The 19,431-nt window shown below is 69.3% G+C and carries 23 protein-coding genes; 14 read left to right on the forward strand and 9 right to left on the reverse strand.

Going from position 1 to position 19,431, the window contains the following annotated elements:
• Positions 1 to 185: 185 nt before the first annotated feature.
• From ELQ94_RS01915 to ELQ94_RS01925, 3 genes are all read left to right on the forward strand, one after another.
• Positions 186 to 1,334, forward strand: a complete 1,149-nt coding sequence (locus tag ELQ94_RS01915; protein WP_127046612.1) for an AI-2E family transporter — start codon at positions 186 to 188, stop codon at positions 1,332 to 1,334.
• A gap of 32 nt (positions 1,335 to 1,366) precedes the next feature.
• Positions 1,367 to 2,266: a DMT family transporter gene (locus tag ELQ94_RS01920; protein WP_127046614.1), complete on the forward strand. Its 900-nt coding sequence runs from the start codon at positions 1,367 to 1,369 to the stop codon at positions 2,264 to 2,266.
• Between the two features lie 213 nt (positions 2,267 to 2,479).
• A complete protein-coding gene (locus ELQ94_RS01925) occupies positions 2,480 to 3,859 on the forward strand; it encodes a L,D-transpeptidase family protein (RefSeq protein WP_127046616.1) in 1,380 nt (459 codons plus the stop codon).
• A gap of 156 nt (positions 3,860 to 4,015) precedes the next feature.
• Here the strand turns inward: ELQ94_RS01925 and ELQ94_RS01930 are convergent, their stop codons facing one another.
• Together ELQ94_RS01930 and upp are read right to left on the reverse strand one after the other, a co-directional pair.
• Entirely contained in the window at positions 4,016 to 4,729 is a 714-nt protein-coding gene (locus tag ELQ94_RS01930; RefSeq protein WP_127046618.1) for a winged helix-turn-helix domain-containing protein, read from the reverse strand.
• 560 nt (positions 4,730 to 5,289) lie between these two features.
• On the reverse strand, positions 5,290 to 5,922 hold the full coding sequence (gene upp / locus ELQ94_RS01935) for a uracil phosphoribosyltransferase (RefSeq protein WP_127046620.1): 633 nt from the start codon (positions 5,920 to 5,922) through the stop codon (positions 5,290 to 5,292).
• 36 nt (positions 5,923 to 5,958) lie between these two features.
• Here upp and tadA point away from each other — a divergent pair, with 36 nt between their 5' ends.
• Complete coding sequence (gene tadA, locus ELQ94_RS01940; protein ID WP_424976765.1) at positions 5,959 to 6,441, forward strand: tRNA adenosine(34) deaminase TadA; 483 nt, start codon at positions 5,959 to 5,961, stop codon at positions 6,439 to 6,441.
• A gap of 5 nt (positions 6,442 to 6,446) precedes the next feature.
• On the opposite strand, the gene ELQ94_RS01945 is transcribed toward tadA, so the two are convergent.
• The 3 genes from ELQ94_RS01945 to ELQ94_RS01955 are packed head-to-tail and all read right to left on the reverse strand — an operon-like array spanning position 6,447 to position 8,745.
• Complete coding sequence (locus ELQ94_RS01945; RefSeq protein ID WP_127046622.1) at positions 6,447 to 7,178, reverse strand: glutamine amidotransferase-related protein; 732 nt, start codon at positions 7,176 to 7,178, stop codon at positions 6,447 to 6,449.
• Complete coding sequence (locus ELQ94_RS01950) at positions 7,178 to 8,110, reverse strand: N-acetylglucosamine kinase (RefSeq protein WP_208007503.1); 933 nt, start codon at positions 8,108 to 8,110, stop codon at positions 7,178 to 7,180. The genes ELQ94_RS01945 and ELQ94_RS01950 overlap by 1 nt, the downstream gene beginning before the upstream one ends.
• Positions 8,107 to 8,745 carry an SGNH/GDSL hydrolase family protein gene (locus tag ELQ94_RS01955; protein ID WP_127046624.1) on the reverse strand — a complete coding sequence of 213 codons (639 nt, stop codon included), beginning with the start codon at positions 8,743 to 8,745 and terminating at the stop codon, positions 8,107 to 8,109. Before ELQ94_RS01955 ends, ELQ94_RS01950 begins: the two co-directional genes overlap by 4 nt.
• Positions 8,746 to 8,861: 116 nt before the next feature.
• Here ELQ94_RS01955 and proC point away from each other — a divergent pair, with 116 nt between their 5' ends.
• Entirely contained in the window at positions 8,862 to 9,713 is an 852-nt protein-coding gene (gene proC, locus ELQ94_RS01960; protein WP_127046626.1) for a pyrroline-5-carboxylate reductase, read from the forward strand.
• A 79-nt stretch (positions 9,714 to 9,792) separates the two neighbouring features.
• On the opposite strand, the gene ELQ94_RS01965 is transcribed toward proC, so the two are convergent.
• Both ELQ94_RS01965 and ELQ94_RS01970 read right to left on the reverse strand, forming a co-directional pair.
• Positions 9,793 to 10,464, reverse strand: a complete 672-nt coding sequence (locus ELQ94_RS01965; RefSeq protein WP_127046628.1) for a potassium channel family protein — start codon at positions 10,462 to 10,464, stop codon at positions 9,793 to 9,795.
• A gap of 92 nt (positions 10,465 to 10,556) precedes the next feature.
• On the reverse strand, positions 10,557 to 11,999 hold the full coding sequence (locus ELQ94_RS01970) for a TrkH family potassium uptake protein (RefSeq protein ID WP_127046630.1): 1,443 nt from the start codon (positions 11,997 to 11,999) through the stop codon (positions 10,557 to 10,559).
• 87 nt (positions 12,000 to 12,086) lie between these two features.
• Here ELQ94_RS01970 and ELQ94_RS01975 point away from each other — a divergent pair, with 87 nt between their 5' ends.
• Complete coding sequence (locus ELQ94_RS01975) at positions 12,087 to 12,524, forward strand: ArsR/SmtB family transcription factor (RefSeq protein ID WP_127046632.1); 438 nt, start codon at positions 12,087 to 12,089, stop codon at positions 12,522 to 12,524.
• 157 nt (positions 12,525 to 12,681) lie between these two features.
• The gene (locus tag ELQ94_RS01980) at positions 12,682 to 12,900 is read left to right on the forward strand and encodes a helix-turn-helix domain-containing protein (protein ID WP_127046634.1); all 219 of its coding nucleotides are present in this window, start codon (positions 12,682 to 12,684) and stop codon (positions 12,898 to 12,900) included.
• A 22-nt stretch (positions 12,901 to 12,922) separates the two neighbouring features.
• On the opposite strand, the gene ELQ94_RS01985 is transcribed toward ELQ94_RS01980, so the two are convergent.
• Complete coding sequence (locus ELQ94_RS01985; protein WP_127046636.1) at positions 12,923 to 13,489, reverse strand: hypothetical protein; 567 nt, start codon at positions 13,487 to 13,489, stop codon at positions 12,923 to 12,925.
• A 185-nt stretch (positions 13,490 to 13,674) separates the two neighbouring features.
• On the opposite strand from ELQ94_RS01985, the gene ELQ94_RS01990 reads away from it, so the two are divergent.
• The 7 genes from ELQ94_RS01990 to ELQ94_RS02020 all read left to right on the forward strand — a co-directional run bounded on the left by ELQ94_RS01990 (position 13,675) and on the right by ELQ94_RS02020 (position 17,955).
• The gene (locus tag ELQ94_RS01990) at positions 13,675 to 13,773 is read left to right on the forward strand and encodes a 30S ribosomal protein bS22 (protein WP_003792170.1); all 99 of its coding nucleotides are present in this window, start codon (positions 13,675 to 13,677) and stop codon (positions 13,771 to 13,773) included.
• A 127-nt stretch (positions 13,774 to 13,900) separates the two neighbouring features.
• Complete coding sequence (locus tag ELQ94_RS01995; RefSeq protein WP_127046638.1) at positions 13,901 to 14,887, forward strand: metal ABC transporter substrate-binding protein; 987 nt, start codon at positions 13,901 to 13,903, stop codon at positions 14,885 to 14,887.
• Positions 14,884 to 15,696 (forward strand): metal ABC transporter ATP-binding protein, encoded by an 813-nt coding sequence (locus ELQ94_RS02000; protein WP_127046640.1) that lies wholly within the window; start codon positions 14,884 to 14,886, stop codon positions 15,694 to 15,696. The genes ELQ94_RS01995 and ELQ94_RS02000 overlap by 4 nt, the downstream gene beginning before the upstream one ends.
• On the forward strand, positions 15,689 to 16,585 hold the full coding sequence (locus ELQ94_RS02005) for a metal ABC transporter permease (protein WP_127046642.1): 897 nt from the start codon (positions 15,689 to 15,691) through the stop codon (positions 16,583 to 16,585). The genes ELQ94_RS02000 and ELQ94_RS02005 overlap by 8 nt, the downstream gene beginning before the upstream one ends.
• Before the next feature lie 9 nt (positions 16,586 to 16,594).
• Complete coding sequence (locus ELQ94_RS02010) at positions 16,595 to 17,365, forward strand: metal-dependent transcriptional regulator (RefSeq protein ID WP_279432473.1); 771 nt, start codon at positions 16,595 to 16,597, stop codon at positions 17,363 to 17,365.
• A 9-nt stretch (positions 17,366 to 17,374) separates the two neighbouring features.
• Entirely contained in the window at positions 17,375 to 17,656 is a 282-nt protein-coding gene (locus ELQ94_RS02015; RefSeq protein WP_127046644.1) for a glutaredoxin family protein, read from the forward strand.
• Positions 17,653 to 17,955 carry a Dabb family protein gene (locus ELQ94_RS02020; RefSeq protein ID WP_127046646.1) on the forward strand — a complete coding sequence of 101 codons (303 nt, stop codon included), beginning with the start codon at positions 17,653 to 17,655 and terminating at the stop codon, positions 17,953 to 17,955. The genes ELQ94_RS02015 and ELQ94_RS02020 overlap by 4 nt, the downstream gene beginning before the upstream one ends.
• 85 nt (positions 17,956 to 18,040) lie before the next feature.
• On the opposite strand, the gene aspS is transcribed toward ELQ94_RS02020, so the two are convergent.
• The gene (aspS, locus tag ELQ94_RS02025) at positions 18,041 to 19,381 is read right to left on the reverse strand and encodes an aspartate--tRNA(Asn) ligase (protein WP_127046648.1); all 1,341 of its coding nucleotides are present in this window, start codon (positions 19,379 to 19,381) and stop codon (positions 18,041 to 18,043) included.
• Positions 19,382 to 19,431: the final 50 nt, after the last annotated feature.

The raw sequence follows: 19,431 nt of genomic DNA on the forward strand, positions 1-19,431 counted from the left end.
GCGATCCGTCGAGGCGATCCTCGACGGATGCGCAGAGCCCCGCCAGGGAATGCCCCGCGTCCGATCAGGGCGCGGGGCATCCGCCTGTCGCGCGCCGACGAGGGTCCGCAGCCGCGCCGCAGGCGCAATGTCCCTCCACGGGGCCGCGAGTAGGGGATCATGGGGACGATCGAGAGGATGGACCCATGAGAAACCCGTTCGGGCATGCGCACGACTCGGCGCACATCGACGTCACCACGGTGAAGGCCGACGGTTATGGACCCATGCCCATCGTGCGCATCAACGCGTTCAAGATGGGCCTGCTCGGAGGCCTCGGGGTCCTCCTCGCCGTGGTCATCGGGGGCATCGTCACGCAACTGTCCACGGTGCTCGTCTACGTCGGTCTCGCGCTCTTCCTCGCGCTCGGGCTCGATCCCCTCGTGTCCCTCATCGAACGGAAGCTGCCGCGGCCCGCCGCGATCGCGATCGTCGTGCTCGGGGCGATCCTGGCCGTCGCCGGGATTCTCTTCGCCATCATCCCGGTTCTCGTCAAGCAGACGACCAACCTGATCGACGAGCTGCCCGGCTACGTCGACGACATCCTCGCGAGCACCTGGTACAACAATCTCGAGGACATGTTCGGGGACGGATTCCAGGACGCCGTCTCGAGTGCCCTCACCTTCGTCCAGGACCCGGGCAACCTCCTGTCGATCGGCGGCGGCATCGTCGCCGTCGGTGCCGGCGTCGCGTCGGGAATCACGGCGGTCACGATCGTCACGATCCTCACGCTCTACTTCCTCGGCTCGCTCCGCGCCATGAAGCGTGCGCTCTACCGCTTCATCCCCGCCTACCGCCGTGAGTCGTTCGCCGACGTGACGGACCAGGTCACGAGCGCCGTCGGCCGCTATGTCATGGGCCAGGTGAGCCTCGCTCTCGTGAACGGCGTGCTGAGCTTCATCTACCTGTCGATCATCGGGGCGCCGCTCCCGGCCCTCCTCGCTCTCCTCGCCTTCATCGGTTCGCTCATCCCGCTCGTCGGAACGCTGTCGGCGTCGATCATCATCACGGCGCTGTGCTTCTTCAACTCGCCCGAGACGGCGCTCGCGGCCGGAATCTACTACCTCATCTACATGCAGATCGAGGCGTACGTCCTGAGCCCGCGCATCATGAGCAAGGCGGTGTCGGTGCCCGGAGCGATCGTCGTGATCGCGGCCGTCGGCGGCGGCGCGCTCGGCGGTGTGCTCGGCGCTCTCGTGGCGATCCCCATCGCGGCGTCGGCGCTCATCATCATCCAGAAGGTCGTCTTCCCCAGTCAGGACGCCAAAGCGGCGCCGCCTCCCGTCGCCGCTTCGTAGAATCGTCCCGTGACCCGACGCGTGAGGAACCCATGATCGAGGACGACCTGATTCCGTCCGTGACGCCGTACCAGGCGATCGGAATCCCCATCGCCCTGCTCGCGGCCGTCCTGCTCGCGCTCGGCACCCACTACCAGTCGAAGGGCGTCGGCAAGGCCTCGACCATCGGCGAGGGTTTCGGAATCCGCGAGCTGCCGCTGCTGCTGAAGCGCCCGTCCTGGCTCATCGGGACGCTGCTGCTCGGGTCCGCGGTGATCCTCCAGCTGACCGCCCTCGGCTTCGCCCCCCTCATCGTCGTCCAGCCCCTCGGGGCGATCGCCCTCGTCATCACCGCGCTCCTGGGCGCACGTGAGGTGAAGCGCCGCCTCGACCGGGTCGAGATCCGCTCCATCGCCCTGTGCGTCGGCGGCATCGCGATCTTCGTGACGGCCGCGGCGATCTTCGCCCACGAGGAGCCGATCCGCGAGCCGCAGCTGCTCATCATCCTCGGGCTGCTCGTCGTCGTCTACGCCACGGCCGTCGTGCTCTACGCGAGGCGTCACGCCAAGCTGCGCGCGCCGTTCTACATCGTCGCGGCCGGTGTCCTCTACGGCTTCGTCGTCACCCTCGCGAAGGTCGTCATCAACCGCGTCCTCACGGAGAACTTCGGCTGGCTGTCGATCGTGTGCATCGTCGCTCTCGTCGCGACCCTCGCGCTCGGCGTCTTCTTCGTGCAGAAGGCCTACCTGTCCGGGAAGGCGTCGCTCGTCGTCGCCGGACTCACGGTCATCGACCCGATCGTCGCGGTGGGCCTCGGGATCGTCGTCCTGGGGGAGGCCGCCGCCGCTCCGTTCTACGCCATCATCATCTTCCTCTTCGCGGGTGCGATGGCGGGCTACGGGGTCTGGACGCTCGCGCAGCACGGGGACGCCGAGCACCGCGAGACCGCCTGACCTGCGGATCCCGGACGCGACCGGCGATCCGGACGAACCATCTCCACTCGTCGGTCGGCGTCCCCTGATCGGGGGTCATCAGGGCGCCTCGGCCCGTATATCAGCGGAAATCGTGGCTGATTCGTGAGGCGGACGCGTGACGCGGCACCCTCCGGCCGCTTACCATAAATTGACGGCCTCTGTGGGTCGTCGGCGTGCGCGAGGGGACATCAGGTGGTAGAAAAGCTCGAATGGGCACCGGCGGAGCCGGAACGCAAGAAGCGGCGTCTCGGCCTCTGGCTCGGGATCCCCGGAGGCGTTCTCGCCGTCGGAGCGACGGTCGCGTCGCTCGTCCTCGTCGCGCCCGGCGTGAGCGCCGCGGGCGCCGACATGGGCTGGCGCACGAGCGCCCTCGCCGCCCAGTCGATCTCCGACTCGCTCGCGGCCCTCGAGGTCACGGTCGTCGACGACGGGAGCGACGCCACGCTCACCGGCGCGGAGCTCGGCCTGTCCGTGGATGCCGAGGCCGTGGCTCAGCAGGCCCACGACGACCACCCCCTCTGGAACGTAGGCAGCTGGAACACCGGTTCGTTGCCGCTCGATGTCCAGATCGACGAGGAGACCGCGGTCGCGGCGCTCCAGAGCGCCGTCCCCGACCTGTTCGCCGAGCCGGTCGACGCGGGCGTCGCCTACGACGGGGCGTCGAAGACCTTCACGGCGGTCGCCGCCACCGCTGGACGCGGCGTCGACGTCGCCTCCCTCGCCGCGAGCATCTCGGCCGCCCTCACGGACGGCGGGAACGCCATCACCGTCACGCCCACGACCCGCGAGGTGGAGGCTGACGTCACGACAGCCACCGCGGAGACGCAGGCCACGTCGCTCAACACGATGATCGCCCAGGCCGGCTTCTACATCGACGGTGAGAAGGCCGTCGGCATCGACCCCGCCACGGTCGCATCCTGGCTCACGGTCGAGCCGGAGGGCACGGGTTTCACGGTCACGGTCGATCGCGCGGCCATCGACCCGGTCGTCGCCCCGCTCGCCGAGTCGGTCAATCGCGACGCCGTCGACGAGCGCGTCGTCACGGACTCCGCCGGCAAGCGCCTCCGTGTCATCCAGAAGGGCCAGGACGGCTGGCAGCTCGCCACGATCGACGGAGTCGCCGACGCCTTCGCGCAGCAGCTCGCCGCGGGAGACGGTGTGTACGACCTGGACGTCGCCGTCCAGGAGTCCAAGAGCATCGAGCTCTACCGCCGCATCGACGTGGACAAGAGCGACGGACTCACGCGCCTGTACGAGAACGAGAAGCTCGTCGCGACGTACTCGATGGCGATCGGCAAACCCGGCACGCCCACGGACAACGGCAACTTCCGCGTCTACGCCCAGCTCGTCAAGCAGGACATGGGCTGCGTCCCCGGCTTCGACTACTGCACGGAGAACGTGCCGTGGGTCACCTACTTCAACGGCGACCAGGGTCTCCACGGGACCTACTGGCACAGCAACTTCGGTGCCGGCGCCATGATGAGCCACGGTTGCGTCAACCTCACCATCAGCGCGGCGGAAGCCGTCTACCGCTTCGCGCAGGTCGGCACCGAGGTGTCGGTCCACGACTGACGTCTCACCGTGACTGACCACCGTTCGCGGCAGGGGTCATAACGGAACGAGCACCAGAAAGCGGCGGGGCCCCGGGGCCCCGCCGCTTTCTCGTACGTCGTCCTCGGAGAGGCGTGTCGCCTGGAAGAGGCGTGTCGCCTGGAAGAGGCGTGTCGACTAGAAGAGGTCGGGCGACGGGGTCGAGGCGTGCCGGATCGACACGTCGGCGTGACGGTCGAAGCGGTAGCCGACTCCGCGGACGGTGCGGACGATGTCCTCGTACCGGCCGAGCTTCGATCGCAGGCGCCTCACGTGCACGTCGATGGTGCGCTCGTTCGGGACACCGTCCTCGTCCGCCGCGCTCCAGAGCGAGTCGATGAGCTCCGAGCGGCCCACGGTGCGGCCCTCGCGCAGCACGAGGAACTGGAGCAGCTCGAACTCCTTGTAGGTGAGCTGGGCGATCTCGTTGTCGAGCACGACGCGCTTGCGGGAGATGTCGATGACGACGCCGGAGTGCGCGCGGTCGAGCTCGTCGGCCTCCTCGTCGTCGACGCTCCGGTGACGAGCGAGCGCGGCGGGCTCCTGCAGGGCGAGTCGGACGACGTCCACGTCACGACCGCCGACGCCCTCGGGTGCCAGGGCGACGGCGGCGTAGGTCTCGGAGGAGGGCACGAGGTCAGCGGCGAGGGCCTTGAGGGCCTGCACGAGGGCGCCGAGGTCGGTGCCCGCCGCGGCCGCCTTGGCCTCGTCGACGCCGACGTAGAGGACGAAGCCGCGGGCCTCTGCGCCGTCCGGGACGGCGCTCAGGCGACGCCCGGCCGTCTCGGCGGAGGGCTGTCGATCGAGCTGCTGCTCGTAGGAGGGGTGGGAATCGATGTGGGCGAGAGTCATGGGGTGTCCTTGATGATGAGGAAGGTCGTCGACCTGTCGGTTCGAGCACGTCGCCGATTCGATCGGGATGCTCGGGGGAGCCGTGGCAGGCTCGGGGGTGTCGGGCCGCTCACGAAGGGGCGGATCATCCGACGGTGGATCCGGAACGGGATCCGCAGGTGTTCGGCGTGTGGCCGAACGTGGGCGAATGGCGCAGGATCAGCGGCACATTCGACAACAGATGGCGACGCGGCCGGCCATCATCATGCCGGCAGTCCCGTGAGGCTCGAAGGAGCTCAGGACGTACGCGTTGTCAGTCATGTGGATGATTATTCACAGGGCCGACGCAGTGTGTCAATTCATTGCACAAGGTGACGAAAAACGATCGCCTAGCGCAGATTATGCGATCAGTATCCGATCCCGCGAGGAATCTGCGAGACGGTCGCGATGCTCGGTTGGCTCGTGAAGGTCCTTCGGGCACCGCATCCGAGGTATCCGTGCCCGGATGCAGCCGCAGGACGTGCGAACGGCCCGACGGCCGAAGCCGACGGGCCGTTCCCGGCGGAGCATGAGTGCTCGGGTTACACCAGGCCGTAGAGGCGGTCGCCCGCGTCGCCGAGTCCCGGCACGATGTAACCGTTCTCGTCGAGGCGTTCGTCGAGTGCGCCGAGCACGATGGTGACGTCGCGGCCCTCCGTGGCCTTCTCGAGCGCCGCGATGCCCTCGGGGGCGGCGAGCAGGCAGATGGCCGTCACGTCGACGGCGCCGCGATCGAAGAGGAACTCGATGGCCGCCCCGAGGGAGCCGCCGGTCGCGAGCATCGGGTCGAGGACGAAGCACTGCCGGTCGGACAGGTCGTCGGGGAGCCTCTCCGCGTACGTGGTGGGCTCGAGGGTCTCCTCGTTGCGCACCATGCCGAGGAATCCGACCTCGGCCGTGGGCAGCAGCTTCACCATGCCGTCGAGCATGCCGAGGCCGGCGCGCAGGATCGGGACCACGAGGGGCCGGGGGCGGCTGATCTCGAGGCCCTCCGTCCGTGTCACGGGCGTCTGGATCGTGACGGTCTCCGTGCGCACGTTCCGCGTCGCCTCGTACGCGAGCAGCGTGACGAGCTCCTCGGTGAGTGCGCGGAAGACCGGCGACGGGGTCCGCTCGTCCCGCAGCACGGTGAGCTTGTGGGTGATGAGGGGGTGGTCGGCAACATGCACTCGCATAGGCTCTAACCTACCGGTTCGCCCCGTCTCGAAAGGATGCACATCGTGACGATCGACGAGAGGGTCCGGGACGCGATGGCCGTGGCGCTCGCCGAGGCGCGGGCGGCGCTCGACACGGGCGACGTGCCGGTCGGCGCCGTCGTCGTCGACGGGGCTGGTCGCATCGTCGGTCGCGGTCGTAACCGCAAGGAGGCCGACCACGATCCCACGGCCCACGCCGAGATGCTCGCCATCCGGGAGGCCGCGTCGACGCTCGGGGACTGGCGACTGGCCGGCTGCACCCTCGTCGTGACCCTCGAGCCGTGCGTCATGTGTGCGGGGGCCGTCGTGGCCGCGCGCCTCGATCGGCTCGTCTTCGGCGCGTGGGACGACAAGGCCGGTGCGGCCGGGTCCGCTTTCGACCTCGTCAGGGAGCGGCGATTGAACCACCGTGTCGAGGTGATCGGGGGCGTCGAGGAGGAATCCTGCTCGCGACTGCTCACCGACTTCTTCCGTGGCGAGGCGCCGACCTCCACTTGAGAGGGTCAGCGCGTGGTCGGCTCGTTCCCGGCTGCCGCGGTGGTGGTCGGCTGGAGGCCGTCGAGGAACTCGCCGAACATCCGGCGCGACGCCTCGGAGGCGGCGCCGATGTGCCGCTCCGCCTGCGCACGGAGCTCCTCCGGGTCGATCCCCTCGCTCGCGAGGCTGTCGAGTCCGTCGTCGACCCAGCGCGCGAACATCTCCCGGGTGATCTCGGGGTGGAACTGCACGGCGAACGCCGTACGGCCGAGGGCGAAGGCCTGGTTCCCGTACCGCTCGGTGCTCGCGAGAGAGGTCAACGAGACGGGGAGGGAGAAGGTATCCCCGTGCCACTCGCAGACGGGGACACCGGCGATGTGCCGGAGGGGCGACGAGAGGCCGTCCTCGGAGGGTTCTACCGCGATGAAGCCGATCTCGGAGCCCGAAGCACCCCGATGCACGGAGCCACCGAGTGCCGCCGCCATGATCTGCGCGCCGAAGCAGATGCCGAGCATGGGAGCTCCGTGGTCGAGCCGCTCCCGCACGAGCTCGAGCTCCGGAGCGATGTAGTCGTGCTCCTCGTAGACGGCGTCCTCCGAGCCGAGCACCACGACGAGGTCCCACGGCTCGCGGGCGGCCGTCGACACGCTCGCCTCGCTCGCGTCGATGAGGGTCACCGCGTAGCCCCGCTCCCGGAGCACGGGCTCCAGGTTCCCGAGCCCGCCCGCCTCGAAATGGCGGATCGCGAGCGCGCGCATCAGGACTCGGCGACGAGGATCGAGGCCGCCAGCGGGTGCCCCGGCGATACGTCGAGCAGCGCCGCGACGCCGTCGATCGGTTCGCCGAGGGCATCGGAGAGCTGCGCCCCGGGGGCCTCGAGGGCGAGCGCCTCGGCGAGTGCGCCCCGCATGAGGTCCGATCGCGTCACCGGGGCCCCGACGGCGCCGACCCGCGTCGGCGAACCGGGCTCCCAGCCCGTCCGGCGCAGGGCCGTCGCTGCCGAGTGGGCCAGTTCCCCGGCCGCGCCGCGAACGATCCGCAGCGCTACGGCGTCGCCGGCCGCGGCCGATTCGATGACCGTCCGCGCGAACGACGCCACGAGGGAGACCCGCCGCTCGTCGCCCTGGATCACCATGTAGAGCTCGTCGAGGGCGCCGAAGCGCTCGCGGGCCGCCGCTTCGAGCACGGTCGCCTCCGCTCGCCCGTCGAAGGCGCGCATGGCGGCGTCCAGTCCCGCTCGTCCGATCCAGAAGCCGCTGCCCACGTCACCGACGAGATAGCCCCAACCGTCGACCTTCGCGACGGCCGTATCGGAGACGGCGAGGATGACGACCCCGGTGCCGACGGCGAGCATCGCCCCCGTCGCGGTCCCGTTCGCAGCGAGGTACCCGCTCACCGAGTCGTGAGCGAGCGCCACCCGACGAACGCCGAGCGGGGCGACCGCGGTGAGGAGGACGTCGGGTCGGGACGCCGCCGGGGTGAGGCCGGAGAGCCCGAGCGCGAGGGCGTCGACGGAGTGGCCGGACGTCTCGCTCAGCTCGGTCGCGAACGCGGCCACCTGTGGCAGGATCGGCCGATCGGTCAGGAGTCCCGGCGCCTCGTGCTCCACCACTACGGTCCCCGCGGCATCCGTCATCCGGAGCCGAGTGCCCGTCTGACCGCCGTCGATGGCGAGCCGCGTCCCGGTCACGAGCGGGCCGCCTCGGAGTCGTGGCCCGTCACGGTGTGCAGCCAGAGGGCGGCGAGCGCATCGTGGCCCTCCGGCGTGGGGTGGACCCCGTCCGCCGTGAGCGCAGCAGCCCCGCGCTCGACGGCGAGGCGCGAGAGCTCGGTGTCGGCGGGCACGAGGACGGCGTCGAACTCTGCGGCGAGGGTGCGCACGGCCGCGATCTTCGGATCGAGATCCTCGCGCCACGTCTTCTGTGCGCGCAGCACGGGCAGGAGGAAGGGTTCGATCAGGACGAGGGCGATGCCCGCGTCACGAGAGGCCGCGAGCATCGAGCGGTAGCGGTCGGCGAACTCCTCGACCCCCGTCTCGTCGTCGGCGTCGTAACGGCGCCAGGTGTCGTTGATCCCGAGGAGGACGGAGAGGACGTCTGGCCGGTGCGCCAGGACGTCCTCGGAGAAGCGCGCGAGCAGATCCGCGGCCCGATCGCCGCCGATGCCCGTGTTGACGACCTCGACGCCCTGGAAGCGCGGCGCATCGGCGATTCGCCGCACATAGCCGTCGCCGAGCCCGTCGCCCACGCCGTCCCGGCGCCCGGTGTCCGTGATGCTGTCACCCGTGAAGAGAACGCGCGTCCCGCGCCCGATCGTGATCGCCATCGTTTCGTGTCGTCTCCCCGTCGATGAGGCGGCGCTCGCCGCCACCGAGCCACGATAGCGCCTCGCGGGGTCGCGACCGCCCGGGGTGGGCGGCCTCGCGTCTCTAGGATGGATCAATGCCCCTCTCGACGTCACTTCCCCGTATCGCGATCCTCGGCTCCGGTTCGATGGGGGGTGCCATCCTCTCGGGACTCGTCCGGCCGGAGGTCGACGTCGACGGCGGTATCACGGTGACGAACCGGTCGAGGGAGAAGGCGGCGCCGCTCGCCGAGCTCCCGGGTGTGACCTCGCTCGCGCTCGAGGACCGGCCGGAGGCCAACCGGGAGGCGGTCGACGGCGCGGCCGTCGTCCTCGTCGCGGTCAAGCCCGCGATGGTGCCGGACCTGCTGCACGAGATCGCCGACGCGCTCGCCCCCGGCACGATCGTGGTGAGCGTCGCCGCCGGGGTCACCGTCGCGACGTTCGAGGCGATCCTGCCCGCTCATGTCTCGGTCATCCGGTCCATGCCGAACACGCCCTCCATCGTCGGTCGCGGCCTGACGGGCGTCTCCGCCGGCACCCGCTCGAGCGACGAGGACCTCGCGGTCGTGCGCTCGGTCTTCGAGACCGTCGGCGAGGTGCTCGAGGTGCCCGAGTCGAAGCTCGACGCCCTCAGCACGATCTCGGGCTCCGGCCCGGCCTACGTCTTCTACCTCGTCGAGGAGTTCACGCGCGCGGCGATCGGCAAGGGGTTCACTCCGGAGGAGGCCGACCTGATGGTGTCCCAGACCTTCCTCGGCGCCGCGGAGCTGCTCGCATCGAGCGACAAGACCGCCGAGGAACTGCGCATCCAGGTGACGAGCCCGAAGGGGACGACCGAGCGCGCCGTCGCGGTCCTCGAGGCGGCCGGCTTCGAACGCACCTTCACGGAAGCGACGGACGCGGCCCTCGCCCGGGCGCGCGAACTCGCCGCCCCCGCCCCGTCCTGACCTCTCCCTCCTAGAAATCCCGTGGGTGCTCGAAAACTCAAGCACCCACGGGATTTTCAGGGGGTGAGTGTGGGGAGGGTCAGGAGTCGAGGGCGGCGAAGCGCTCGATGTCGGCCGATGTGCCGGAGACGATGATGAGGTCGTGGTTCGACACGACGGTCTCGGCGGTCGCGTAGGTGAAGGGCTTTCCGGGGCTCTTCACGCCGACCACCGTGATGCGGTGCTTCGTGCGTACGCCGCTCTCCGTGAGGTTGAGTCCGCGGATCGGCTTCGGCGGGTACATCTTGACGAGCACGAAGTCGTCGTCGAACTGGATGAAGTCGAGCATCCGGCCGCTCACGAGGTGGGCGACGCGCTCGCCGGCCTCGGCCTCGGGGTAGATGACGTGGTTCGCGCCGACGCGGGCGAGGATCTTGCCGTGCGACTGCGAGACGGCCTTCGCCCAGATCTGGGGCACCTTGAGGTCGACGAGGTTCGCGGTGATGAGCACGCTCGCCTCGATGGACGAGCCCACGGCGACGACCGCGATAGAGAACTCCTGCGCGCCGATCTGCTTGAGCGCCTCGATGTTGCGTGCGTCGGCCTGGACGGTGTGGGTGATGCGCTCCGACCACTTCTGGACGAGGCCCATGTCCTCGTCGATCGCGAGGACCTCGCGGTCGAGTCGATCGAGTTCGCCGGCGCACGCCGCGCCGAAGCGCCCGAGTCCGATCACGAGGACGGGGGCGTCGTGCTTGATGCGGTCAACCAACGATCGGCCTCTCCTCGGGGCGTCCGGACAGTTCCACCGTCCGGCTTGCTTCCACTGCTTCTGGTGATGCTGCGTCACGGGCCATCGGGGTGTCAACCAACGATCGGCCTCTCCTCGGGGCGTCGGAACAGCTTCGACGTCTGACTGGCCGCGACTGCTGCGGCGAGTGTCACTGTACCAACGCGCCCGAGGAGCATCGTCATCGCGAGGACGACCTTGCCCTCCTCGGGCAGGTCCGCCGTGAGGCCGGTGGACAGGCCCACGGTCCCGAACGCCGAGATCACGTCGAACAGGACGTGGTCGAGGGGAGCCTTGGTGATGTGGAGGAGGGTGACCGTGGAGAGGGCGACGATCGTCGCTCCCCAGAGCACGACACTCACGGCCACGCGGGAGACGTCCCCGGGGATGCGCCGCCCGAACGCCTCCATGTCGGGGTTGCCCTTCGCCTCGGCGACGGCCGCGAGGAACAGCACGGCGATCGTCGTCACCTTGATGCCGCCGCCGGTGGAGGCCGAACCGCCGCCGATGAACATCAGCATGTCGGCGACGAGCAGGCTCGAGCCGTTGAGATCCGGGATCTCGATCGTCGCGAAGCCGCCGGATCTCGTCATCATCGAGAGGAAGAGCGATTGGAAGACCGTGTCCGGCGCGTTCAGGGTGCCGAACGTCTTCGGATTGTCGAATTCCAAGATGATGAACGCGGCCGCACCGAGGACGAGCAGGAGGAGGGTCGTCACGACGGTGAGCTTCACGTGCAGCGACCAGAGCCGCGGGCGGAGGAGCTGCTTCTGGAGCGCGTAGATCACGGGGAAACCCACGGCTCCGAGGAAGACGCCGATCATGAGGATCGAGAGGAACCAGTAGTCGTTCTCGAACCGCGCGAGGCCGTCGGCGTTGGGTGTGAACCCGGTGTTCGTGAACGCCATCGCTGAGTAGTAGAAGCTGTTCCAGATCGCGTCCCAGAGGGGGATGCCGTCGATGAGCATGCGCGGGAAGAGCAGGGCCGCGAGCCCGATCTCGATCACGACGAGGCTGAGCGCCACGGTGACGAGCAGGTTGCCGACCTCGCCGAGTCGTACGGCCTGACTCTCCGACACCGGTCCGTGGTGGGCGCGCATGGGGTTGGAGTCGCTCGCTGCTATGAGCTTCGCGCGGAGGCCGAGCTTGCGGGAGATCGCGAGTCCGAGGATCGAGGCGAGCGTCAGGACGCCCACCGCTCCGATCTGCACACCCACGTAGACGAACACGTGGCCGAGCAACGACCAGTGGGAGGCCATGTCGACGGTCGCGAGGCCCGTGACGCAGATCACCGAGACGGCCGTGAAGAACGCGTCGGCGAGATCGGCCCGCTCCCCGGTCACGGTCGCCGCTGGCAGGCTGAACAGGAGCGTGAAGACGAGGATCAGGAACGTGAAGACGAGGATCGCGAAGCGCGACGGGGAACTGCCCGTGAAGTCGTTCACGCGGTCGCGGATGCGCGCCCAGGAGGAGCGGTGCGCGATCGGGGACCGACGCAGATCGCCCTTCAGTGCCATGGGTACCCCCGGTGAGTGGGATTCGACTCCGAGCCGAGCGAAGCGAATGTCATGGTACTCCGTCCGCGGACTCACTAGCCTGGTGCCATGGCCGACATCTTCACCGTGATCGCTGACCCTACGCGTCGCGACATCCTCCAGGTGCTGCTCGACGGGTTCGAGCCGGGGATCGAGGGTGCGCAAGCGGGGACGAGCGTCTCGGAGATCGTGTCGCAACTGGGCCTCAGCCAGCCCACCGTGTCGAAGCACTTGAAGGTGCTGCGGGAGGCCGGCCTCGTGAGCGTGAGGGAAGAGGGCCAGCATCGCTTCTACAGCCTCGACTACACGCCGCTCGAATCCGTCGAGGACTGGCTCATCCCGTTCCTGAGCGCCGATTTCGACCCGGCCGAGGAGGCGCGTCGTATGGTCGCGAGCCTTCCCGACCAGGCCCGGCACATGGCCGACGCGATCGGTCACTCGCTCGCCGACACGACGCATCGCGTCACGACCGCCGTCCAGGCGGTGGGCAAGAAGCTGCGTCCCTGACAGCGGCGTCCCCGACACCCCCGGGGGACGCCCCACGTTCGGGAGCATGGCGCTCCGGGGCCCCGATCACTAAAGTGATCATCGTTCACATCGGTCGCTCCTGTCGCAGGGGCTCCGGTCCCCGCCGTCGGCGGATCGAACCAGACGGAAGGCGCTCATGAGTAACGAGCTGTCCGACGCGCGCTTCCTCACCGTTGCCGAGGTCGCCGACATGATGCGCGTCTCCAAGATGACCGTCTACGGCCACGTGCACTCGGGCGAGCTGCCCGCCATCCGCTTCGGCCGGTCGTTCCGCGTCCCGGAGTCCGCCGTCCTCGCGGTGCTCAACAATCCGGTGACCGGGGCGGTCGTCGACCGCGACGAGAACTCCGCCTGACCCGTCCGCGTCGGCGCTGCCGTCAGAGCGCGTCGAGCGCCGCAGGATCGCTGACGAGTTGTCGCGCGCTCTCGTGAGCGACGCGTGCCCGCCTGCTCTGGAGATCGTCGATCCCGCGTCGGACGAGCCCGTCGTGCACGCGAGTGCTCACTTCGAAGAGCCAGACGTGGGGAAGGTCTCCGAGGAACGGACGCACTTCGTGGCCGGTGGACGGGGGCAGTGCGTGGATGAGGTGGTAGCCCCCGATGGTGTGGCCGGTGCGCGTCCGGAGGTCGGCCGGGGCGGAGAGGAAGCCGACGACGTCGAGTTCGTCGAACGCGAGGAGGAGGCGCTCCGACACGATCTTGTAGCCGGCACCGCCCGCCGCGATCATGTCGCCCATGAGCACGCCCCCGAGGAGCGGCTCGAACCACAGGGCGAAGGGAGCGGTCGAGAATTCGCCGCTCGACACGAGATCATCCTCGTCACGGCCGTCCGGCAATCGGAAGTCGGCCGGTCCGGTCCGCCCGCTCCACGCGCTCTGCACGTGAAGCCGTGAGCGCCCATGATCCGCCCCGAGCACCCACCAGTCGTCGCTGTCGTCATCCACGGCGATCCCCCGATCCCTCGGTCCCGATCATGGCGCGCTAAGCGGAGGGTTGGTAGTCGGATGTTTGGGGGACACGGCCGTCGTCGCGGTCGGTCCGCGGTCGGTCGCCGCATCGGCTAGACTGTTCTGAGGTATTTTCCCGGTCGCGGTCCTCGCGACCCTTCCCGATCTTCAGTGAGGTATCCGTGGGTTCTGTTATCAAGAAGCGCCGCAAGCGTATGGCGAAGAAGAAGCACCGCAAGCTCCTTCGTAAGACTCGCCACCAGCGCCGCAACAAGAAGTAGAAGCGCGCGCGTCGAACGAGCGTCAGGCCGAACGGCCTGGCGTTTTTTGGCGTGCGCACTCGGCATCGCGATAAGTTCGGGTACCCGAACATTGCTGATCGGTGGACCGAACATCTAGGCTGACGGCATGCACCCCGCTCGTCCCGCCCCGCCGACCGGCCGTTGGACGCGCCCGACGCTGTGGCGGACGTGGCCCGTTCGTCGTGCCGTGTCCGCTGCGCTCGGGGGTGCGCTCGCGTCGGTCCTGCTGCTCTCCGGGTGCACGGCGCTCGCCGAGGAGGACGACCGGCCGGTCGTCGTCACCACGTTCACGGTGCTCGCCGACATCGCCTCGAACGTCGCGGGTGATCATCTCCGCGTGGAGTCGATCACCAAGGTCGGCGCGGAGATCCACGGCTACGAGCCGACTCCGGGGGACGTGCGGGTCGCGGCGAACGCCGACCTGATCCTCGACAACGGCCTCGGCCTCGAGGCGTGGTTCGAGCGGTTCGTCGGCGAGCTCGACGCGCCCCACGTCGTGGTCTCACACGACGTCGACCCCATCCCGATCGCCTCCCACGCGGGCGCCGGACGACCGAATCCTCACGCCTGGATGTCGCCGCTCGAGGCCCAGCACTACGTCGACGCCATGGTGGCGGCGTTCACGGACCTGGATCCCGCACACGCCGCGGACTACCGGGCCAACGGTGACGCGTACAACGCGCGGCTCGACGAGGTCCAGGACGAGCTCGAGTCCGGTCTCGACGCCCTACCACCCGAGCAGCGTGTGCTCGTCACGTGCGAGGGCGCCTTCTCCTACCTGGCGCGCGACGGCGGTCTCACCGAGGCGTACCTCTGGCCGGTCAATGCCGAGCAGCAGTCGACGCCGAGCCAGATCGCGGACGCGATCCGTGTGGTCGAGGACAACGACGTCGCGGCCGTCTTCTGCGAATCGACGGTCTCCGACTCCGCGATGCGGCAGGTCGTGGGCGCGACGGGGGCCGCCTTCGGCGGAGTGCTCTACGTCGACTCGCTGTCGCTGCCGGACGGCCCCGTCCCGACCTACCTCGACCTGCTCCGCCACGACGTACGCACGATCGTCGCGGGCCTCTCCGGTAAGGGGGAGGGCTCGTGACGACGCACACGGAGCGGGCGCGGACGGCCGGCTCGACGGCGCTCGATCTCCGCGGCGTGACGGTGCGGTACGGCGACGTCGTGGCGCTCGACGGCGTCGACCTCGCGATCGCGCCCGGCCGTATCTGCGGTCTCGTCGGTATGAACGGATCGGGGAAGTCCACGCTCGTCAAGACGGTCATGGGTCTCGTCACCCCGGACGAGGGCACCGTGTCCGTCGGCGCGCTCACCCCGACCGCCGCGCTCACCCCGACCGCCGCGCTCACCCCGACCGCCGCGCGCAAGCGAGGGCTCGTGGGTTACGTGCCGCAGAACGAGGATATCGACGGCGCGTTCCCGGTGAGTGTCGCGGACGTGGTCATGATGGGGCGGTACGGTCGGATGGGATTCACGAGGCGACCCCGTCCGGCCGATCACGCGGCGGTGGCCGAGGCGCTCGAGCGCGTTGAGCTCACGGACCTCGCCCGGAGGCAGATCGGCAGCCTCTCCGGTGGCCAGCGCAAGCGCGCGTTCGTGGCACGCGGCATCGCCCAGGGCGCGGACATCCTGCTGCTCGACGAACCGTTCGCGGGGGTCGACAAGCGCTCGGAGGCCACGATCAGCCGGTTGCTCCGCGAGCTCGCCGACGACGGTCGGACGGTCGTCGTCTCCACCCACGACCTCCGCGCACTGCCCGCGCTCTGCGACGAGGCCGTGCTGCTCCTGCGCCGCGTGCTCGCCCACGGAGACCCGCTCGACGTCCTCCGCCCGGAGCGGCTCGCTGCGGCGTTCGGGCTCGACGTGCTCGCCGAGGGGGACCGCGATGACTGATCCCACAGGCCTCCTCGGCCTCCTCCTCGAGCCGCTGCAGTTCGACTTCATGGTGCGGGCGCTCCTCGCGACCGTCGTCGCCGCGGTGGTGTGCGCGCTGCTCAGCTGCTGGCTCGTGCTCATCGGCTGGTCCCTCATGGGAGATGCGGTCTCGCACGCGGTGCTGCCGGGCGTCGTACTCGCCTACATCGTCGGGGCGCCGTTCGCCGTGGGGGCCCTCGTGTTCGGATTCCTCGCCGTGGCCCTCATCGGCGTGGTGCGCGACACGAGCCGCGTGAAGGAGGACGCGGCCATCGGGATCGTCTTCACGACCCTGTTCTCCCTCGGCCTCGTCCTCGTCTCGGTCACGCCGAGCCAGACGGACCTCAGTCACATCGTCTTCGGCAACGTGCTCGGGATCGGCACGGGAGACCTCCTCCAGATCGTGCTCCTCGGCGGGGTCGCGGCCGCCGTGCTCCTCGTGAAGCGGCGCGACCTCACGCTCTTCGCGTTCGACCCCACCCACGCCCACGCCATCGGTCTCTCGCCGCGGGTGCTCGGGGCCGTCCTCCTCGGTGTCCTCGCCCTCACCTCGGTCGTCGCGCTCCAGACGGTGGGCGTGATCCTCGTCGTGGCGATGCTCATCATCCCCGGGGCCACCGCCTACCTGCTCACCGACCGATTCACGTCGATGCTCGTGATCGCACCGTCGATCGCGGCGGTGTCGGCGGTGGTCGGCATCTACGCGAGCTACTTCCTCGATGTGGCGCCCGGCGGCATGGTCGTGCTCGCCCAGGGCGGGGTCTTCGCCATGGTGTTCCTCGCGAGTCCGCGGCACGGCGTGCTCGTCGCCGCCATCCGTCGGCGGTCGCGTCGCCGTGCCGCGGGTCGAACCGCGGTCTCGCCGTAGAATCGCCCCGTGGATCTCGACCGGCTGACGCGGATGGCGCAGGACTACGTGAGCGCCATCTGGAAGTGCGAGGAGTGGAGCGACGGGCGGGCCACCGCCGGGGACATCGCGGCCCGGCTCGGCGTCGCGACCTCCACGGTCTCCGGCAACCTGCGCAAGCTCGTCTCCGACGGTCTCGTCGAGCACGAACGGTACGGCGCTATCACCCTCACGGCGGACGGCCGGGCCGCCGCCGTCCAGATGGTGCGACGGCACCGTCTCCTCGAGACCTACCTCGTGGAACGCCTCGGCTACGCGTGGGACGAGGTCCACGACGAGGCCGAACACCTGGAGCACGCCGCGAGCGAGACCTTCATCGATCGGATCGACCGCGATCTCGGTCACCCCGTGCGCGACCCGCACGGGGACCTCATCCCGCGGCGCGACGGCCGCGTCGAGGTATCGGAGGCGATCGTGCTCGACGACTTGTCGGTGGGGGAGAGCGGTACGGTCGCGCGAATCTCGGACGAGGACCCGGCGCTGCTGCGGTACCTCGCGGAGCACGGGCTCCGCCTCGACGCGCGCATCACGGTGCGGAAGCGGATCGATGTGGCCGGGATCCTCGTCCTCGCGCGTGACGAGTCGGGCGGTGGCGGCGACATGGAGCTCGGCATGATCGCGGGTCGGAGCGTCTTCGTGCTCCGCGACGGCGACCATGCCGGTGCGGACCGTGGTGCCGGCGGCGCCGACGCGGGGACCGACGCAGGCGGCTCCGCCGGCACCGGCCGCGCCGCTCGTTAGGCTGGACGGATGACCGTCGCGATCACCCTCATCGGCAAGCCCGACTGCCACCTGTGCGACGATGCGCGCGCCGTCGTCGACGGCGTCCTCACCGATCTACGCGGCCGCGGCGAAACCGCGGATACGACGCTCGAGGAGCTGTCGATCACCGACGACGAGTCGTTGCGCGAGCGCTACTGGGAGATGATCCCGGTGGTCCTCGTGAACGGGCGGCAGCACTGCTACTGGCGGGTCGACGCCGACCGCCTCACGAACGCCATCCTGTCGACGACCCCCCTGGAGGACCGATGACCATCCGTCACATCGTCATGTGGACGCTCGCGGCCGAAGATGCGGCCACGCGTGCGCAGCACACCTCCGAGATCGCCGAACGTCTCGGCGCGCTCGTCGGCGTGATCGAGGAGATCCAGAGTCTCACGGTCTCGTCCAACGTCGCCTACCCTGAGCAGAACTCGGACGTCGTCCTGGTGGCCGACTACGCCGACCTCGACGCGCTCGACCGCTACCAGAAGCACCCGGCACACCAGGAGGCCGCGGCCTTCGTGCGCAGCGTCGTCTCCGGCCGCGCCTCCATCGACTACACCCTCTGACCCGTCCCCCTCACCCCACAAAAAACTTCCTATGTGCTCGAATTTTCAAACACATAGGAAGTTTTTAGGGGGGTAAGGGCGAGGGCTAGGGGAGGAGGCGCGTGGGGCCGCGGAAGAGGTAGGTCGTCTCGCGGATGGACTGCTCGCCGAGGAGCAGCATGAGGACCCGAGCGAGGCCCATGCCGAAGCCGCCGTGCGGCGGGACCCCGTAGCGGAAGAAGTCGAGGTAGAACCCGAGCTCCTCCGGGTCGAGACCCTTCTCCTTCGCCTGCTCCACGAGCACGTCGATGCGGTGCTCGCGCTGCGCTCCCGTCGAGATCTCGACGCCGTTGAAGATGAGGTCATAACTGTTCGTGAGCGACGCGTCGCCCTCGTGACGCATGTGGTAGAACGGCCGGATGCTCGACGCGTAGTCCGTGAGGAACACGAAGTCGTGGCCGAACTCCTCCTTCACGTACGCGGAGATGCGGCGCTCGCCCTCCGGGTCCATGTCGTCGTCGGCCCGCGGCACCTCGTAGCCGCGCTCGGCGACGATGCGCTTCGCCTCGGCGAGCGGGATCCGCGGGAAGGGACGCGAGGGGACGACGACGTCGAGGTCGAAGTACTCCTTGAGCGCCTCGCCGTGCTTCTCCTTGACCGCCGTGAACGCGGCGACGAGGAGCTCCTCGTGGAGCGTCATGACATCTTCGTGCGAGTCGATCCAGCTGATCTCGGCGTCCACGCTCGTGAACTCCGTGGCGTGGCGGCTCGTGAACGACGGGTCGGCGCGGAAGGCCGGGCCGATCTCGAAGACCTTGCCGAAGCCGGCCGGCTGAGCCATCTGCTTGAAGAACTGCGGGCTCTGCGCGAGGTACGCGGTGGTGTCGAAGTAGCCCACCTCGAAGAGCTCGGCGCGCGACTCACTTGCGGAGGCCATGAGCTTCGGCGTGTGCAGCTCGATGAAGTCGTTGTCGATCCAGTACTGACGGAAGGCGTGCTCGATGGTGGTCTGCACGCGGAAGATGAGGTTCTGCTTCGGGTTGCGCAGGTCGAGGAAGCGCCAATCGAGGCGCTTGTCGAGGCTCGAGTCCGCGGCGATCGGCGCCTCGGGCAGGGACTCGGCGACCACGTCGAGCGTGCCCACCTTGACCTCGAGGCCGCCGAGCTTGACGCGCTCGTCGTGCTTCAGGGTGCCCGTCACGGTGAGGAAGGAACCGTGGGCGAGAGCCGAGATCGACTCGGTGACGGCGAGGCGCTCGGCGCTCGCGTCGTCGCCCTCGACGAGTTCGCGGGTCGCTGGATTCACGAGCTGGACGGCACCCGATTCGTCGCGCAGCACGACGAACTGCACCTTCTTCTGGTCTCGGACGGTCTCGACCCATCCGGACACGCTGACGGGGCCATCCTCGAGGGAGGCCAGGTTCTTCACTAGGGTGCGTTCGGTCACGGAGGTCAATCCTACCCGGGGCGCTCGCCGACCGCCCCGCTGCGGGCGAA

Source organism: Labedella endophytica (assembly GCF_003990045.1).
Lineage (GTDB): Bacteria > Actinomycetota > Actinomycetes > Actinomycetales > Microbacteriaceae > Labedella > Labedella endophytica.

Excerpts from the sequence above, each read along its gene's own strand:
- ELQ94_RS01975 (WP_127046632.1), top strand. The coding sequence starts at position 12,087 with ATGGCCGACATCTTCACCGTGATCGCTGACCCTACGCGTCGCGACATC.
- proC (WP_127046626.1), top strand. The coding sequence starts at position 8,862 with ATGCCCCTCTCGACGTCACTTCCCCGTATCGCGATCCTCGGCTCCGGT.
- ELQ94_RS01915 (WP_127046612.1), top strand. The coding sequence starts at position 186 with ATGAGAAACCCGTTCGGGCATGCGCACGACTCGGCGCACATCGACGTC.
- ELQ94_RS02005 (WP_127046642.1), top strand. The coding sequence starts at position 15,689 with ATGACTGATCCCACAGGCCTCCTCGGCCTCCTCCTCGAGCCGCTGCAG.
- ELQ94_RS01970 (WP_127046630.1), bottom strand. The coding sequence starts at position 11,999 with ATGGCACTGAAGGGCGATCTGCGTCGGTCCCCGATCGCGCACCGCTCC.
- ELQ94_RS02020 (WP_127046646.1), top strand. The coding sequence starts at position 17,653 with ATGACCATCCGTCACATCGTCATGTGGACGCTCGCGGCCGAAGATGCG.
- ELQ94_RS02015 (WP_127046644.1), top strand. The coding sequence starts at position 17,375 with ATGACCGTCGCGATCACCCTCATCGGCAAGCCCGACTGCCACCTGTGC.
- ELQ94_RS01955 (WP_127046624.1), bottom strand. The coding sequence starts at position 8,745 with ATGGCGATCACGATCGGGCGCGGGACGCGCGTTCTCTTCACGGGTGAC.
- upp (WP_127046620.1), bottom strand. The coding sequence starts at position 5,922 with ATGCGAGTGCATGTTGCCGACCACCCCCTCATCACCCACAAGCTCACC.
- ELQ94_RS01995 (WP_127046638.1), top strand. The coding sequence starts at position 13,901 with ATGCACCCCGCTCGTCCCGCCCCGCCGACCGGCCGTTGGACGCGCCCG.
- ELQ94_RS01980 (WP_127046634.1), top strand. The coding sequence starts at position 12,682 with ATGAGTAACGAGCTGTCCGACGCGCGCTTCCTCACCGTTGCCGAGGTC.
- ELQ94_RS01930 (WP_127046618.1), bottom strand. The coding sequence starts at position 4,729 with ATGACTCTCGCCCACATCGATTCCCACCCCTCCTACGAGCAGCAGCTC.
- ELQ94_RS01945 (WP_127046622.1), bottom strand. The coding sequence starts at position 7,178 with ATGCGCGCGCTCGCGATCCGCCATTTCGAGGCGGGCGGGCTCGGGAAC.
- tadA (WP_424976765.1), top strand. The coding sequence starts at position 5,959 with ATGCACATCGTGACGATCGACGAGAGGGTCCGGGACGCGATGGCCGTG.
- ELQ94_RS01920 (WP_127046614.1), top strand. The coding sequence starts at position 1,367 with ATGATCGAGGACGACCTGATTCCGTCCGTGACGCCGTACCAGGCGATC.